Below are 14,406 nucleotides of genomic sequence, written 5' to 3'. Positions count from 1 at the left end.
GTTTTTTCATGGCGGCTTCAGAAGCCCGCGCCGGGCTGGGCCAGGTATTCGCTTTCCTGCGGCGTGCTGGCGCGGCCCAGTATCGGGTTGCGGTGCGGAAAGCGGCCAAAGCGCGCAATGACTTCCCGGTGCCGGTAGGCATAGTCCAGCGTGCCGGCCAGGAACTCGCGGCTGGCGGCGTCGGGCGCCATCTGCGCCAGCGACTGGAAGGCCTGCACGCTGCGCTCCTGCATGGCCATGTCCTCGGCATGCTCGAGCGGCAGGTACATGAAGATGCGCGCCACTTCGGGCAGCTCCAGGTCGAGGCCGCGGTCCTGGGCCTCCAGCGCCAAAGCCAGCGCCTGCGGGTCGCCCGCGAAGCTCCGGGGCGTGCCGCGGTGGATGTTGCGCGTGAACTGGTCCAGCAGCAGGATCAGCGCCAGGCACGGCCACGGGCCCTGCGCGGCCCAGTGGCGCAGCTGTCCGTCCAGCGCCGCCTGCACGGCGGCGCCGAAGCGCTCGCGCAATGCGGCGTCGAATGCCGCGGACTTGGTGAACCACTGGGCCTGGTGCGCGAGCGCCGTGGCATTGTCGGGGCGGGTGCTGCCGAACCACTGGGCGAGCACGGCATCGGCCAGGCCGGCGTCATGGGCCGGTTGGCCGGCGGCGGTGGGGAGGGGAGGCTGGGAGGAGGTCATGCGCCATTGTGGTGCGCGCTGGCGACAAGCTCAATGATTTACACGGCTTGCCCGCAGCTCACAATTTTCCCGGGCATGCTGGGGCCGGGCCGCGCAGGCCGGGCGCGCCTGCGTCAACGCCGGCCGGCCTGCCGCGTTAGGCAGGAGCCGGCCGGCGGTGGAAGAATGAATCCCCCGCCCCTGCAGGGGAATCGGCCCGCATTGAAAATCAAAAACAATAGCGCATTGCGCGTGTTTTCTCGGGCTGCAAGGCTTGAATCGCTGAGAATTTTTACGGAACTGGTGTCGTGATGAATCGCCGCTCTTGGTTGTTGGTGGCTGCAGTGGGCATGGGCTTGGCTGCGTCGGGGTGCTCGGGCAAATCCATGCCCAGCAGCGTGAGCGTGACCACGCAGAAGCTGCAGGAGATGGTGGCGCGGCGCTTTCCCAAGGAGTTCCCGGTCGCCGGCCTGCTGCAGCTGCAGCTGAAGGCGCCCGCGCTGACCACGGTGCCCGAGCGCAACATGCTCAACGCCGTGATCCCGGCCGAACTCACGGGCAAGGTGCTCAAGGAAAGCTACAGCGGCCAGCTCAACGTGGATTTCGCCCTGCGCTACGAAAGCACCGACCGCACGCTGCGTGCCCACCAGATCAAGGTCAACAGCCTGGAGATGAGCGGCCTGGCGCCGGCCATGAGCGACATGCTGGCCACCTACGCCAATGCGCTGGCCGAGCAGGCGCTGGGCCAGATCGTGCTGTACCAGCTGCAGGACCAGGACTTGGAGCTGGCCAACACGCTGGGCGTGGAGCCCGGCGCCATCACCGTGACGCCCCAGGGGCTGACCGTGGCGCTGGTGCAGAAGAAGGCTGGCGCGCCGGCGCGCTGAACGCCTGCTTACGCACCCGCCGCACCGGCGAGGAGCGGAGAGGCGGAAAAATCCACGCGGGCCTGCACCAGCGGCTGCATGGCCGCGATCAGGGCGCGCGCATCGCCGCGCCGCCACTGGAAGGCATAGTGCAGCGGTGCCAGCGGCAGGCGCGCCCCCACGCTGCGCAGCTGCAGCGCCTGTACCCAGTGCGCGGGCAGAAAACCCACGCCCACGGCCTGGCGCAGCATGCCCGCCACGGCCGCCCAGCTGTTGCAGACAATGCGCTCGTGCACCGTGGCCTGGTGGGCCAGCAGCCAGTCGTCCAGCAGCCGGGTCGTGCCCGCGCTTTGCGGCAGCGTGACCAGCGGGTGGCGCTGCAGCAGCGCCGCCACGCCCAGGCGCCCCGCGCCCGCCAGCTGCGGGGCGCAGGCCCAGGCAAAGCGCGCCGCGCCCACGGGCTGGGACAGCAGTTCGCTGCGCGACGAGCGCCCGGCTATCACGGCAAAGTCCAGCTCGCCGTCGGCCAGGCGGCGCTCGAGCACGCCGCCCACATCCACCACGGGCTCCAGCGTCAGCCGCGGATGCGCCTGGCGCACGGCGGCCACGAAGGCCGGCAGCCAGGTCAGCGCCGAGAGGTCGCCCACGCCGAAGCGGCAGTGGCCGGTGAGCGCGGCCCGCGCCGGGCTTTCATCCAGCGTGCGGCCCAGCGCGGCCATGGCGTTGAGCACCTCCAGCGTGGCAGGCAGCAGGCGCTGGCCCTGCTCGGTGAGCACGGCGCGGTGGCCGCTGCGGTCGAACAGCGGCTGGCCCAGCGCTGCTTCGAGCTCGGCGATGCGCTTGGACAGCGAGGACACCGACAGGTGCACGCGCTCGGCTGCCGTCGCGAAATTGCTGCAGGTGGCGGCCCACCAGAAGGCTTCGAGCTGCTTGACCGAGGGCTGCGGCATGGTGAACTTGTTTCCAGAAAGCGAATTTCTTCATTCTAAATAACTCGCTTTTCTTCACCATGGCGCGGGCCTACAGTGGCGCCTCATTCCCTGATCCCGCCTCCCGCCATGGCTTCCTATGCTGAACCTTCGTCCGTGAAACTGCCGGCCGCGCTGCGCCCCATGCTGTCGCTGCACGACTTCGAGGCCGCCGCGCGCCGGCGCCTGCCCCGGCCCATCTTCGGCTACATCGCGGGCGCGGCCGAGGACAACAGCTCGCTGCGCGACAACCGCGAGGTGTTCGGCGAATACGGCTTCGTCACCCGCGTGCTGCGCGACGTGTCGCAGCGTTCGCAGTCCGTGGAGCTGTTCGGCCGGCGCTACAGCAGCCCGTTCGGCATCGCGCCCATGGGCATCAGCGCGCTGTCCACCTACCGGGGCGACCTGGTGCTGGCGCGCGCGGCCCAGCAGGCGGGCATCGTCTCCATCATGAGCGGCACCTCGCTGATCCCCATGGAAGAGGTGGCGCGCGAGAGCCCGGACACCTGGTTCCAGGCCTATATCCCGGGCGACCAGGCGCGCATCGACGCGCTGATCGACCGGGTGGAGCGCGCGGGCTTCGGCACCCTGGTGGTGACGGTGGACATTCCCATCTCGGCCAACCGCGAGAACAACATCCGCACCGGCTTTTCCACGCCGCTGCGCCCCAGCCTGCGGCTGGCCTGGGACGGCCTGACGCGGCCGGGCTGGGTGGCCGGCACCTTCGCGCGCACGCTGCTCAGGCACGGCATGCCGCATTTCGAGAACTCGTTCGCCACGCGCGGCGCGCCCGTCATGTCGTCCAGCGTGCTGCGCGACTTCTCGGCGCGCGACCACCTGAGCTGGAGCCACATCGAGGCCATACGCCGGCGCTGGAAGGGGCCGCTGGTGGTCAAGGGCCTGCTCAGCGTGGAGGACGCGCTGCAGGCCCGGGGCGTGGGCGCCGACGCCATCGTGCTGTCCAACCACGGCGGCCGCCAGCTCGACGGCGCGGCCTCGCCCATGCGCGTGCTCGAAGCCGTGGTGGCGGCCCTGGGCCCCGGCTATCCCGTGCTCATCGACAGCGGCTTTCGGCGCGGCTCGGACGTGCTCAAGGCCCTGGCGCTGGGTGCGCGCATGGTGCTGGTGGGCCGCCCCTTCAACTATGCGGCCGCCGTGGCCGGCGAGGCCGGCGTGGCGCACGCCATCGGCCTGCTGCGCGATGAGGTGGACCGCAACCTGGCCATGCTCGGCGTGACGGGCTGTGCCGAACTGGGCCCGCAGCACCTGGTGCGCCGCGGCGCCTGATCCCGCCATCACCCATTAATCCAAGAAGGAGACTTCCCATGCCCCGCTTCTTTTCGCGCTGCAGCGCACGCAGGCTGCTCGGCAGCCTGGCCTTTGCACTGGCCGTGCCGGCAGGCACATCGGCGCTGGCCCAGTCGGCCTATCCGAACAAGCCCATCCGCCTGATCGTGCCCTTTGCCGCGGGCGGCACCACCGACATCATCGCGCGCGTGGTGGCCGATCCGCTGGGGCGGGAGCTGGGCCATCCGGTGGTGGTGGACAACAAGGGCGGCGCCGGCGGCACCATCGGCGCATCCGAGGCCGTGCGCGCCAGGCCGGACGGCTACACGCTGAGCGTGGCCACGGTGTCCACCATGGCCACCAACCCGGCCATCACGCCCCGCTTCCCGTACAACCCCGAGACGGACTTCGTGCACATCGTCAACATCGCGGCCACGCCCAACATCATCGCGGTCAATCCCCGGTTCCCGGGGCATGACTACAAGGGCTTTGTCGAGGCACTGAAGAAGAATCCCGAAAAATACTCGTACGCCTCCACCGGCACCGGCAGCATCACCCACATGCTGATGGAGCTGTACAAGAGCATGGCCGGCGTGCAGATGACCCATGTGCCCTACCGGGGCGCGGGCCCGGCGCTCAACGACGTGGTGGCCGGCCAGGTGAACATGAACCTGGACAACCTGCCGTCCTCGCTGCCCTTCATCAAGGCCGGCCAGCTGTTGCCCATCGTCGTGGCCGCGCCGCAGCGCCTGGCCGTGCTGCCCCATGTGCCGACCTTCAAGGAAGTGGGGCTGGAGCCAGTCAACCGCATGGCCTGGTACGGCATCGTCGCTCCCAAGGGCACGCCCAAGGAGGTCGTGGACCGGATCAACGCCGCCGTCCGCAAGGTGCTGGCCGAGCCTGCGGTGAAAAAGCGCATCGAGGACACGGGCTCGCTGGTGATCGCGAACAGTCCCGAGCAGTTCGCCGAGCAGATCAGGAGCGAGCTCGCCACCTACAAGGAGGTGGTGAGCCGGCAGAAGCTGACGCTGGATTGAATCCCCGGGGCGCCAGCTCCGGGCGCGCGCCCCGGCGTCCGGTCAGCGCGGCTTGGCGATGGGCTCCAGGCCGGTGTCGCGGATGGCCTTGTGGGCCGCGGGCGAGGTGTAGAACTTGAGCAGCTGCTCCAGCCCCTGCGGGTTGCCCGAGGTGCTGGCCGTGCCGGCCGAGAAGATGGTGTAGTGCTGCACCGAATCGGGCAGCGTGCCCACGTAGGTGATGCCTTCGATGGGCAGCAGCTCGCTGACCTGCTGCAGTCCGATCTCGGCCTCGCCGCGCGCCACGATGGTGCCCACGCGCTCGGTCACGATCTTGCGGCTCTTGGGCATGACCTGGTCGTGGATGCCCAGCTTCCTGAGCATCTGGGTCTCGTAGTAGGTGCCGCTGGCGCTGGCCGAGTAGGCAATGCTCTTGGCGTTCAGCAGCACCTGGCGCAGCTTGTCCTCGGTGCCGATGTCGGGCACGGGCGCGCCCTTCTTCACGGCCACGCCCACGGCCGAGCGCACCAGGTCGACCTGCGTGCCGGGCACGACCAGACCCTTGTCCGCGAGCTGGTCCAGCGCGCCGCGCGCCAGGATCACCACATCGGCCTTCTCGCCCTTGGCCAGGCGGTTGGGAATGGAGGTCGGCGAAGCGCCCATGGACGATCCGTAGGCCGATTCCACGGGGATGCCGGTCTGGGCCGTGAACTGGGGCGCCAGCAGCTTGTGCGCGGCCGTGAAGCCGCCCGAGGTCATCAGCCGCACAGGCTCCTTGCCGGACGTGGCCGTCGGCTGCTGGGCGCAGCCTGCGGCCAGCAGCGCGGCCGCCAGCAGCAGGGCGCGGCGGCCGCGCTGCAGCGCGGGGGCGTTCGGGGATGTCTTCATGGTGTCTCCTGCAATGGGAATGGTTGTAGTGGTCGGGAAATAGGGCGCAAACCCTTGCGGGCCATGCGCGGCACACTATGCTTGCGATAGCGGCCCGGACTGCGCATTGTGGTCGCCGGCCGCGCAAGGCGTCCAATACTGTTTGCGTCTGAACTTGATATGAAATTCGTTTTATGGATCTGCGCCGCCTGACCTGCTTTCTGGCCGTGGCCGAGGAGTTGAACTTCAGCCGCGCGGCCCAGCGCCTGCACATGAGCCAGCCGCCGCTGAGCCAGCAGATCCGCCTGCTGGAGCAGGAGATGGGCGCGCAGCTGTTCGAGCGCTCGCGCCGCGCGGTGTCGCTGACGCCGGCCGGCGCGCTGCTGCAGGACAAGGCGCGGCAGATCGTGGCCCTGCACCAGCAGGCGGGCGAACTGTGCCGCATGGCGGCCTCGGGCCTGGCCGGGCGGCTGCGCATCGCCTTCACGGCCTCGGTGCCGCTGTTCGCGCAGTTCTCGCGCATGCTGGGCGAATTCCGCCAGCGCTATCCGCAGGTGGAGCTGGATCTGCAGCACATGACCACGGGCGAGCAGATCGCGGCGCTGACGGCCGGCCAGATCGACGTGGGCTTCATGCGCCCTTCGCCGGCCTTCCGCATCCCCCTGCCCATCCGCGAGCAGACGCTGTGGCGCGACGAACTCATGCTGGCCCTGCCTGCGGCGCATGAGCAGGCGGCGGCGGGCACGCCGCTGGCGCTGCGGGCCCTGGCCGAACAGCCCTTCGTGCTGCACCCGGCCGTGCTCGGCGGCGGATTGCACGAGCACATCCTGGCGCTGTGCAGCGAGGCCGGTTTCGTGCCGCGCATCGCCCAGCCCGCGCGCGAGACGGCGACCATGCTGGCGCTGGTGGCGGCGGGCCTGGGCGTCTCGGTGGTGCCCAGCGTCTACGAGCGCATCTGCCCGCCGGGCGCGGTGTTCCGGCCGCTGGCCGACGCGGCCCGCCATTCGCGCATTGCGCTGGTCTGCCGCCAGGACGAAAGCGCACCCTGCGTGCAGATGTTCTGGCAGCAGGTCTGCGCGGTGCGCGACTGAGGCGGCCCCTCAGTCCGCGCGGATGCGCGCGGCCTGGATGACCTCGGTCAGCTCGCGGGTTTCGGCCTGGATGAAGCTGGCGAACTGGGCCGGCGTGCCGCCCTGCAGCGTGGCGCCCATGTCCGACAGCGTCTGGGTGACGGCGGGCGTGGCCAGGCTCTTGTTCAGCGCATCGTTGAGCGTCTGGATCACGGGCGCGGGCGTGCCCCGGGGCGCCACCAGGCCCCACCAGACCGTGGCCTGCACGTCCACGCCCTGCGATCGCGCCGTGGGCACCCTGGGCAGCAGCCGCGAGCCGTCCTTGTTGAGCACGGCCAGGGCGCGCAGCGTGCCGTTGTTCACATGGCCGGCCACCTCCAGCGGATTGATGGCCATGAAGTCCAGACGCCCGCCCAGCAGGTCGGTCACGGCCATGGAGCCGCCCTTGTAGGGCACGTGCACGGCCTCGAAGCGGGCCGTGTGCTCCAGCTGTGCGCTGGCCATGTGGCCCGAGCTGCCCACGCCGGCCGTGCCGTAGGACAGTCCGCCGGGCCTGGCCTTGCCTGCGGCCACCAGATCGGCCAGGGTGCGGTAGGGCGACCTGGCGTTGACCACCACGACCAGTGGCGCCTCGGCGATACGGCCCACGGGGATCAGGTCGGTGGCCGGGTCGAAGCTGAGCTTGGCGTACAGCGCCTTGTTGGTGGTCAGCGTGTTCGAGGCCGCGAGCAGCGTGTAGCCGTCGGGCGTGGCGCGCGCCACGGCGCCCATGCCGATGTTGGTGCCGCCGCCGGGCTTGTTGTCCACCACCACGGGCTGGCCCAGCGCATCGCTCATGGATGCGGCCACCAGGCGCGCGACGATGTCCACGCCGCCGGCGGGCGCGTAGGGCACGATGACGGTGAGCGGGCGCTGCGGAAAGCCGGCGGCCCGGGCGCCCGGCCCCAGGCTTGCCAGGCCCAGGCCGATCAGCCCCAGGGCCTGGCGGCGGTTGCGCAAAGGATTGCTGAGAGAAGATGCGGCGGCATTCGGCAGGCGGTGCATGCAGGTCTCCATGAAGGTGTTGGCTGTCAGCCGGACATGCTACGGGCCAAAGCGGGGGCCGGCCGCACGGCGGCATAAGCAGATTTGCGTATGCGCGGCAGGAAAGAGCGCCTACCTGCGGCCGCGGTAGGCGAGCAGCCGCAGCGCGTTGAAGACCACCAGCAGCGTGGAGCCTTCATGCACCGCGACGGCGGCGCCGATGCCCAGCCCCATGATGGTGGCCGGTACCAGCAGGGCCACGATGCCGAGGCTGACGAACACGTTCTGGCGGATCACGGCGCGGGTGTGGCGGCTCAGCCCCACGGCGAACGGCAGATGCCGCAGGTCGTCGGCCATCAGCGCGATATCGGCGGTCTCCAGCGCCACGTCCGAACCGGCCGCGCCCATGGCGATGCCTACCGTGGCATTGGCCATGGCCGGCGCATCGTTGACGCCGTCGCCCACCATGGCCACCCGGGTTTCCCGGCGCAGCCTACGGATGGCCTCGACCTTGTCCTCGGGCATCAGGTCGCCGATGGCCTCGTCCAGGCCCACCTGCTCGGCAATGGCCCGGGCCACCTTGCTGTGGTCGCCCGAGATCATGATCATGCGGCTGATGCCCAGCTCCCGCAGCTGCTGCAGGGCCTCGCGGGCCCCGGCGCGCGGCGTGTCGAGCAGGCCGATGGCGCCCAGGTCGCGGCTGCCCCGGCGCACCGCCATGGTCGTGCGGCCGCTGTCGCCCAGGCGCCCGATGGCCGCGCGCGCCGCATCGCCCAGCGGCGCGACACCGTCGCTGCCGAACATCCCGGCCTTGCCGATCCAGACCGTCTCGCCGCCCAGCCTGGCGGTCACGCCGCGGCCGACGAGGTTCTGCAGGCCCTCGGCTGCTTCGGGCGGCTGGCCGCCCAGGCGCTGCAGCCCGTCGCGCACAATGGCCGCCGCCAGCGGGTGGTCGCTCAGGGATTCGACGGCCACGGCCACGGACAGCAGCTCTTCCTCGGTGGCGCCGTCGGTGGGCACGATGTCGGCAATGCGCGGCCGCCCTTCGGTGAGCGTGCCGGTCTTGTCGAAGGCCATGGCCGTCAGCGCGCCCAGTTCCTCCAGCGGCGCGCCGCCCTTGATCAGCACGCCGCTGCGGGCCGCGCGCGCAATGCCCGACAGCACCGCGCTGGGCGTGGCGATGGCGAGCGCGCAGGGGCTGGCGGCCACCAGCACGGCCATGGCCCGGTAGAAGCTCTCGCGGAAAGGCTCGTCGACCACGACCCAGGCGAACAGCAGTAGGAACGACAGGCCCAGCACCACGGGCACGAAGATGCGCTCGAACCGGTCGGTGAAGCGCTGCGTCGGGGACTTGCGGGTCTCGGCCTCGCCGACCATCCGGACCACCCGGGCCAGCGCCGAGTCGCCCGAGCGCCGCGTGACTTCGATCTCGATAGCGCCGGCGCCATTGAGGGTGCCCGCGAACACGCGCGATGCCGCGTCCACGGCGTCGGGCCGGGCCCGGGCGGCCGCGGCGTCCGCAACCGGATGCTTGTCCACGGGAATGCTCTCGCCGGTCACCGGCGCCTGGTCGATGGCGGAGCTGCCGGCGACGATGAAGCCGTCGGCCGGCAGCCGCTCGTTCGGCCGCACCAGCACGATATCGCCGACTGCCAGCTGCTCGACGGGAAGGCTCTGCGTCTGTCCGCCGCGCCTCACCGTCGCGGTCTCGGGGGCCAGCTGCGCCAGCGCCTCGATGGCGCGCCTGGCGCGCCCCATCGCATAGTGCTCCAGCGCATGGCCGAGGCTGAACAGGAACAGCAGCAGCGCGCCTTCGGCCCAGGAACCGAGCGCGGCCGCGCCCGCGGCGGCGACCAGCATCAGCGAGTCGATCTCGAAGCGCCGCAGCTTGAGGTTGTCGACGGCCTCGCGCAGCGTGTAGAAGCCGCCGAAGGCATAGGCCAGCACGAAGCAGGCCAGCGGCGCCCAGGACGGTGCCGCCGTCGCCCAGCGGGAGATGGCCGCGCCCGCGCCCAGCAGCACGCCGCAGGCCAGCGCAAAAATCATCTCGGTATTGGGGCCGAGCAGGCCGCCATGCGCGTGAGCATGATCGTGGTCGTGGCCGCCTTCTCCGGGGGCATGGCGATGACCGGCTTCGCCGTGCGCTGCCGCGGGCGGCGCGGCCCCGGCCTGCTGCGGGGTCACGCCCAAGCCGGCCAGGGCGTCCAGCAGGGCCGGCTCGCCGGTCAGCCGGCGGTCGAAGTCGATATGCACCAGGCCCGTCGCGCTGGCCTGGGCCTGCAGCACGCCGGCCAGGCCCTGCAGATGGCCGGTCACGGTTTCCGCGCGCCGCGGGTGGCCTATCCCTTCCATCTGCCACAGCACATGCGCGAAGCGTTCGGCGATGCGGGCGCCGGCGGCCTGGGCCAGCTCGCGGATGCGGGCCAGCGGCAGGGCCTGCGGATCGAAGTGGATGCACAGCTGCGCCGGTGCGTCTCCTGCGGCTTCGCTGACATGGACCTTGTCTATGCCCTGGCGGCCCTGCAGGTCTTGCAGGAGCCGCTTCACGACGGCGTCGTGCGCGTCGGGAATCTGGGGCAGCACCAGGGGGATGTCGAGGCGGAGCTTGTGGGTCATGGAGGTTCTTGCGTTCGGCGGCAGGCCTGTTGGCCTCTGGCGCACCAGGGACATGCCGCCTGGGGCAGGCTTGCCGGGGTGCGTGGAAATGGCTGGCCCCATGCTCCTATCGAACGGCCCGGCCCGATGTAGGGTGGGACCAATATTGCAGGTGCGTCCAGGCGTCGTGCCGCGGCCGGCGCCGGCATGGACCCTGTGCCATGGCAAGAACGCCTTGCTTTTCAGCTGCTTATATGATGAATGGATTGATGAGGAACCCTGAACGATGACACAGCATCCGCAACTTGCCGACTACTCCGTCACGCGCAAATGGCCGGCCCGGCATCCCGACCGCATCCAGCTGTATTCGCTGCCCACGCCCAACGGCGTGAAGGTGTCGATCGCGCTGGAGGAGATGCAGCTGCCCTACGAGGCGCACCTGGTCAGCTTCGAGACCAACGACCAGCTCACGCCCGAGTTCGTGGGAACCTTCCCCAACAACAAGATCCCGGCCATCATCGATCCGCAGGGCCCGGGCGGCAGGCCGCTGGCGCTGTTCGAGTCCGGCGCCATCCTGATCTACCTGGCCGAGAAGAGCGGCAGCCCGCTGCTGCCTGCCGATCCCGTGGCGCGCTACGAGACGCTGCAGTGGCTGATGTTCCAGATGGGCGGCGTGGGCCCCATGTTCGGCCAGGTCGGGTTCTTCCACAAATACGGCGGCAAGGACTACGAGGACAAGCGCCCGCGCGACCGCTACATCAACGAATCCAGGCGCCTGCTGGGCGTGCTGGAGCAGCGCATGCAGGGCCGCCGGTGGATCATGGGCGACGGCTTCACGATTGCCGACATCGCCATCTGGCCCTGGGTGCGCAACATCTCGGCGGCCACGGGCTACAACGCGGGCGAACTGGTGGGCTGGAGCGGCTTCCCCGAGCTGCAGCGCGTGCTTGCGGCCTTCGAGGCGCGGCCGGCCGTGCAAAAGGGCCTGAACATCCCGCCGCGTGGCTGAGCGCGGCGCCCCGGCGTTGCAAAGGCACGGGCCACTGTCCCAGCCATGATGTCTTTCAATACGGGCTTTTGCCTACATATTCTTCCCATCGGGCCTGGCCTGCCGCCAGCCCCCCAAGGAGAACGACATGACAAGCACCCGCAAGCCCATCCTCGAAAGCGCGCCGCTGGGGCCGCGCTGGCCCTGCCTGGACCCGTTCCTGTTCTGCGCCCACCACGACGATGCCTATCCGGCCGGTGACGGCAGCCTGGGCGTGCAGGCCGTGGAACTCGAGGGCCGCGAAATGGGCAGCGACTTCAGCGCCAGGGACGGCTTTTCGATGTACCACGGCGACAGCGTGCCCGGCTTTCCGGGCCATCCGCACCGCGGCTTCGAGACCGTGACCCTGGTGCGCAAGGGCCTGATCGACCATTCCGATTCGCTGGGCGCGGCCGCGCGCTTTGGCGGCGGCGACGTGCAGTGGCTCACGGCCGGCAAGGGCATACAGCATTCGGAAATGTTCCCGCTGCTCCACAGCGACCGGCCCAATCCGCTGGAACTGTTCCAGATCTGGCTGAACCTGCCCGCGCACAGCAAGATGGTGGCCCCGCACTTCACCATGTTCTGGAACGAGCGCATTCCGCGCCTGGAGCATGCCGATGCCGACGGCAGGAAGACCACGGTGACCGTGGTGGCCGGCGAACTGCCGGGCGCCGGCCGGCCGCTGGCGCCGCCGCCCGAATCCTGGGCTTCGCAGGCCGAGGGCGACGTGGCCATCTGGACGCTGGCGCTGGAGAGCGGCGCGCGCTGGACCCTGCCGCGCGCCCGGGGGGCCGAGACCCACCGCATGCTCTACTTCTTCGTGGGCCAAAGCCTGCAGATCGCCGGCCAGGGCGTGGACAGCCACCAGGCCCTGCACATCGATGCGCAAAGCGACCTGGAGCTGGTCAACACCGGCGGCGACCTGGTGGAACTGGTGCTGCTGCAGGGCCGGCCCATCGGCGAGCCCGTGGCCCAGTACGGCCCGTTCGTGATGAACACGCAGCAGGAGATCATGCAGGCCATGCAGGACTACCGCCGCACCCGGTTCGGCGGCTGGCCCTGGAAGTCCGACGATCCCGTGCACGGCAGCGAATGGCGGCGCTTTGCGCGCTATCCGGGCGCGCAGCACGACGATCTGCCGCCCGCGGCGTTGGAGGCAGCGCGCTAGCGGGCCTGAAAGAACCGCCTGCCGGCGGGGCTTCAATCGCTGACACAATGTCGGCCTGACCGCCACGATCCCGGGTCGTGGCGGCTTTGTTTTGACTGGACGCATGCCATGAACATCACCAAAGACACCGCCGTCACCATCCACTACAAGATCCACGAACTGCTCAAGGGCGGCGTCGCCGTCAAGCTGCTCGACAAGGGCGACGTGGCCTATCTGCACGGCGGCTACGACAACATCTTCGCCAAGGTGGAGCAGGCGCTGGACGGCAAGCAAAAGGGCGATGCCGTCACCGTGGACCTGGCCGTGGAAGACGCGTTCGGCGAGCGCGACGAAAGCCTCAAGCGCACCATTCCCAAGGGCGAGTTTCCCCCGGGCGTGAAGGTGGGCGGCCAGCTGCGCGGCACCAACGACCAGGGCCAGCCCCAGATCTACAACGTGGTCAAGATCAAGGGTCCCGTGGTGCTGCTGGACGGCAACCATCCGCTGGCCGGCATGGCGCTGCGCTTCAGCTGCGTGGTGAACGACGTGCGCGCGGCCACGCCCGAGGAAATCGAGCACCGCCACGTGCACGGCGGCCACGGCCATCACCATTGAGCCGCAAAGGCGCGCCGGCCTGCGGCGCGCCCCCGGCCCGAAAAAAAAGCCGCCGCCCTTCTTGGCAGGCGGCTTTTTCATGCTCCTCTTACGGGAGCTGCTGGCGCCGGCTGTTGCTCATTTTCATGCTGCTTACAACGTGGAAACACCATTTGACAGGCGCTGGCAGCTATCAAATGCAAAGCGGTAGAGGATGCCACCGGTGCGACCGCGCGGCTACTTGAGCCGGTGCAGCAGCGCGCGGCGCAGCAGGCGCGCGGCACGGTCGCGGATCTGGAAAGGGCTGTGGCTCTGGCCCGGCCGCACGCGCGCCCGCGCGCACGCACCCAGGAAATCGTGCAGCAGCACGCTGTCGTCCAGCGTGCTGATGTTCGGGTGGCTGAACTGGAATTCCGGATGCCACTGCGTGGCCGCGATATAGCTCTTGAGCGAGAAGGGATTGCGGTAGATCGCCTCCGGAATGTGGTCGGGAAGGCTCCAGGCCTCGATGTTGAATTCGGGCGCCACTTCCTTGATGCCCTGGTGGTGGATGCTGTTGACGCGCGCGCTCTGCAGCCCGCCGTAGAGCGTGGCCAGGCGGCTGCCGGGCTCGATGGCGATGTCGTGGTAGTGGCGGTCGTACTCTGTGGCGTTGCGGTGCTGCTGCGCCCCCGCTACCTGGGTCTGGATGTCCTGGTAGAGCGTGCCGCCGAAGGCCACGTTGATGATCTGCAGGCCGCGGCAGATGCCGAAGATGGGCTTGCCGGCCTGGGAGAAGGCCTCGATCACGGCCATGTCGTAGAGGTCGCGCACCTTGTCGCCCTTCCACTCGGGGCGCAGCGGCTGCTCGCCGTAATGGCCGGGCCACACGTCCGAGCCGCCGTGCATGACCACGCCGTCGAGCCAGTCCGCATAGTGGGCCAGGGTCACGTCGCCGCGCGCCGTCTCTCCCGTGGGGCAGGGCACCATGACCACCATGGCCCCGCCCGACATCACCCAGTGCAGCACCGACTGTTCCACGTATTGCAAAGTCTTGCCGGTGAACAGCGGACGTTGCGGGTCGGCGTAGGAAAAGCAGGCCGACAGGCCGATCTTGAGGCGGCGCGAGGCAGGCAGGCTCATGGGCAGGCTCCTTTTGTTGCTTTTGCGGGCAAGGCTCGGGCCCATGTTAGGGCCTGTGCGCCCTCCGCGCGAGCCCGCTCGCAAACAGGACGCATCCATTGCAAACAGATGTGAAGCCATCCGCGCGCGGGTTGCCGCAGTGCAGCGCCCCGGCCTGTTCTTGCG

The 14,406-nt window shown here is 69.7% G+C and carries 13 protein-coding genes; 7 read left to right on the top strand and 6 right to left on the bottom strand.

Features of this window, described 5'->3' with window-relative positions; translation table 11 throughout:
• Window positions 1–17: 17 nt before the first annotated feature.
• Complete coding sequence (locus V8Z74_RS16290) at window positions 18–677, bottom strand: DUF924 family protein (protein ID WP_349710183.1); 660 nt, start codon at window positions 675–677, stop codon at window positions 18–20.
• A 290-nt stretch (window positions 678–967) separates the two neighbouring features.
• On the opposite strand from V8Z74_RS16290, the gene V8Z74_RS16285 reads away from it, so the two are divergent.
• Complete coding sequence (locus tag V8Z74_RS16285; RefSeq protein ID WP_245633310.1) at window positions 968–1,543, top strand: DUF1439 domain-containing protein; 576 nt, start codon at window positions 968–970, stop codon at window positions 1,541–1,543.
• A gap of 8 nt (window positions 1,544–1,551) precedes the next feature.
• Here V8Z74_RS16285 and V8Z74_RS16280 read toward each other — a convergent pair whose 3' ends face one another.
• Window positions 1,552–2,472 carry a LysR family transcriptional regulator gene (locus V8Z74_RS16280; protein ID WP_349710182.1) on the bottom strand — a complete coding sequence of 307 codons (921 nt, stop codon included), beginning with the start codon at window positions 2,470–2,472 and terminating at the stop codon, window positions 1,552–1,554.
• A 108-nt stretch (window positions 2,473–2,580) separates the two neighbouring features.
• Here V8Z74_RS16280 and V8Z74_RS16275 point away from each other — a divergent pair, with 108 nt between their 5' ends.
• Window positions 2,581–3,777 (top strand): alpha-hydroxy acid oxidase, encoded by a 1,197-nt coding sequence (locus tag V8Z74_RS16275; protein WP_349710181.1) that lies wholly within the window; start codon window positions 2,581–2,583, stop codon window positions 3,775–3,777.
• A gap of 38 nt (window positions 3,778–3,815) precedes the next feature.
• A complete protein-coding gene (locus V8Z74_RS16270) occupies window positions 3,816–4,814 on the top strand; it encodes a Bug family tripartite tricarboxylate transporter substrate binding protein (RefSeq protein WP_349710179.1) in 999 nt (332 codons plus the stop codon).
• A gap of 42 nt (window positions 4,815–4,856) precedes the next feature.
• On the opposite strand, the gene V8Z74_RS16265 is transcribed toward V8Z74_RS16270, so the two are convergent.
• Window positions 4,857–5,681 carry a substrate-binding domain-containing protein gene (locus V8Z74_RS16265; RefSeq protein WP_349710178.1) on the bottom strand — a complete coding sequence of 275 codons (825 nt, stop codon included), beginning with the start codon at window positions 5,679–5,681 and terminating at the stop codon, window positions 4,857–4,859.
• Between the two features lie 173 nt (window positions 5,682–5,854).
• Between V8Z74_RS16265 and V8Z74_RS16260 the strand changes: the two genes are divergently transcribed.
• A complete protein-coding gene (locus V8Z74_RS16260) occupies window positions 5,855–6,751 on the top strand; it encodes a LysR family transcriptional regulator (RefSeq protein ID WP_349710177.1) in 897 nt (298 codons plus the stop codon).
• 9 nt (window positions 6,752–6,760) lie between these two features.
• Here the strand turns inward: V8Z74_RS16260 and V8Z74_RS16255 are convergent, their stop codons facing one another.
• Entirely contained in the window at window positions 6,761–7,774 is a 1,014-nt protein-coding gene (locus V8Z74_RS16255) for a Bug family tripartite tricarboxylate transporter substrate binding protein (protein ID WP_066481041.1), read from the bottom strand.
• 111 nt (window positions 7,775–7,885) lie between these two features.
• Complete coding sequence (locus V8Z74_RS16250; protein WP_349710175.1) at window positions 7,886–10,369, bottom strand: heavy metal translocating P-type ATPase; 2,484 nt, start codon at window positions 10,367–10,369, stop codon at window positions 7,886–7,888.
• Between the two features lie 265 nt (window positions 10,370–10,634).
• On the opposite strand from V8Z74_RS16250, the gene V8Z74_RS16245 reads away from it, so the two are divergent.
• From V8Z74_RS16245 to V8Z74_RS16235, 3 genes are all read left to right on the top strand, one after another.
• Window positions 10,635–11,357 (top strand): glutathione S-transferase C-terminal domain-containing protein, encoded by a 723-nt coding sequence (locus V8Z74_RS16245; protein ID WP_066481011.1) that lies wholly within the window; start codon window positions 10,635–10,637, stop codon window positions 11,355–11,357.
• A 127-nt stretch (window positions 11,358–11,484) separates the two neighbouring features.
• Window positions 11,485–12,546 carry a pirin family protein gene (locus V8Z74_RS16240; RefSeq protein ID WP_349710174.1) on the top strand — a complete coding sequence of 354 codons (1,062 nt, stop codon included), beginning with the start codon at window positions 11,485–11,487 and terminating at the stop codon, window positions 12,544–12,546.
• 108 nt (window positions 12,547–12,654) lie between these two features.
• A complete protein-coding gene (locus V8Z74_RS16235; protein WP_349710172.1) occupies window positions 12,655–13,140 on the top strand; it encodes an FKBP-type peptidyl-prolyl cis-trans isomerase in 486 nt (161 codons plus the stop codon).
• Window positions 13,141–13,356: 216 nt separating this feature from the next.
• Here the strand turns inward: V8Z74_RS16235 and V8Z74_RS16230 are convergent, their stop codons facing one another.
• Window positions 13,357–14,241 (bottom strand): gamma-glutamyl-gamma-aminobutyrate hydrolase family protein, encoded by an 885-nt coding sequence (locus V8Z74_RS16230; protein WP_066481005.1) that lies wholly within the window; start codon window positions 14,239–14,241, stop codon window positions 13,357–13,359.
• Window positions 14,242–14,406 lie beyond the last annotated feature (165 nt).

It is taken from the genome of Comamonas sp. w2-DMI, assembly GCF_040187735.1.
Classification (GTDB): domain Bacteria; phylum Pseudomonadota; class Gammaproteobacteria; order Burkholderiales; family Burkholderiaceae_C; genus Comamonas; species Comamonas terrae.
This window is presented reverse-complemented; position numbering and strand designations above follow the sequence as displayed.

What these genes read in the sequence shown, in the direction of transcription:
- V8Z74_RS16290 (WP_349710183.1), bottom strand. Translation starts at nt 677, where the DNA reads ATGACCTCCTCCCAGCCTCCCCTCCCCACCGCCGCCGGCCAACCGGCC.
- V8Z74_RS16285 (WP_245633310.1), top strand. Translation starts at nt 968, where the DNA reads ATGAATCGCCGCTCTTGGTTGTTGGTGGCTGCAGTGGGCATGGGCTTG.
- V8Z74_RS16280 (WP_349710182.1), bottom strand. Translation starts at nt 2,472, where the DNA reads ATGCCGCAGCCCTCGGTCAAGCAGCTCGAAGCCTTCTGGTGGGCCGCC.
- V8Z74_RS16275 (WP_349710181.1), top strand. Translation starts at nt 2,581, where the DNA reads ATGGCTTCCTATGCTGAACCTTCGTCCGTGAAACTGCCGGCCGCGCTG.
- V8Z74_RS16270 (WP_349710179.1), top strand. Translation starts at nt 3,816, where the DNA reads ATGCCCCGCTTCTTTTCGCGCTGCAGCGCACGCAGGCTGCTCGGCAGC.
- V8Z74_RS16265 (WP_349710178.1), bottom strand. Translation starts at nt 5,681, where the DNA reads ATGAAGACATCCCCGAACGCCCCCGCGCTGCAGCGCGGCCGCCGCGCC.
- V8Z74_RS16260 (WP_349710177.1), top strand. Translation starts at nt 5,855, where the DNA reads ATGGATCTGCGCCGCCTGACCTGCTTTCTGGCCGTGGCCGAGGAGTTG.
- V8Z74_RS16255 (WP_066481041.1), bottom strand. Translation starts at nt 7,774, where the DNA reads ATGCACCGCCTGCCGAATGCCGCCGCATCTTCTCTCAGCAATCCTTTG.
- V8Z74_RS16250 (WP_349710175.1), bottom strand. Translation starts at nt 10,369, where the DNA reads ATGACCCACAAGCTCCGCCTCGACATCCCCCTGGTGCTGCCCCAGATT.
- V8Z74_RS16245 (WP_066481011.1), top strand. Translation starts at nt 10,635, where the DNA reads ATGACACAGCATCCGCAACTTGCCGACTACTCCGTCACGCGCAAATGG.
- V8Z74_RS16240 (WP_349710174.1), top strand. Translation starts at nt 11,485, where the DNA reads ATGACAAGCACCCGCAAGCCCATCCTCGAAAGCGCGCCGCTGGGGCCG.
- V8Z74_RS16235 (WP_349710172.1), top strand. Translation starts at nt 12,655, where the DNA reads ATGAACATCACCAAAGACACCGCCGTCACCATCCACTACAAGATCCAC.
- V8Z74_RS16230 (WP_066481005.1), bottom strand. Translation starts at nt 14,241, where the DNA reads ATGAGCCTGCCTGCCTCGCGCCGCCTCAAGATCGGCCTGTCGGCCTGC.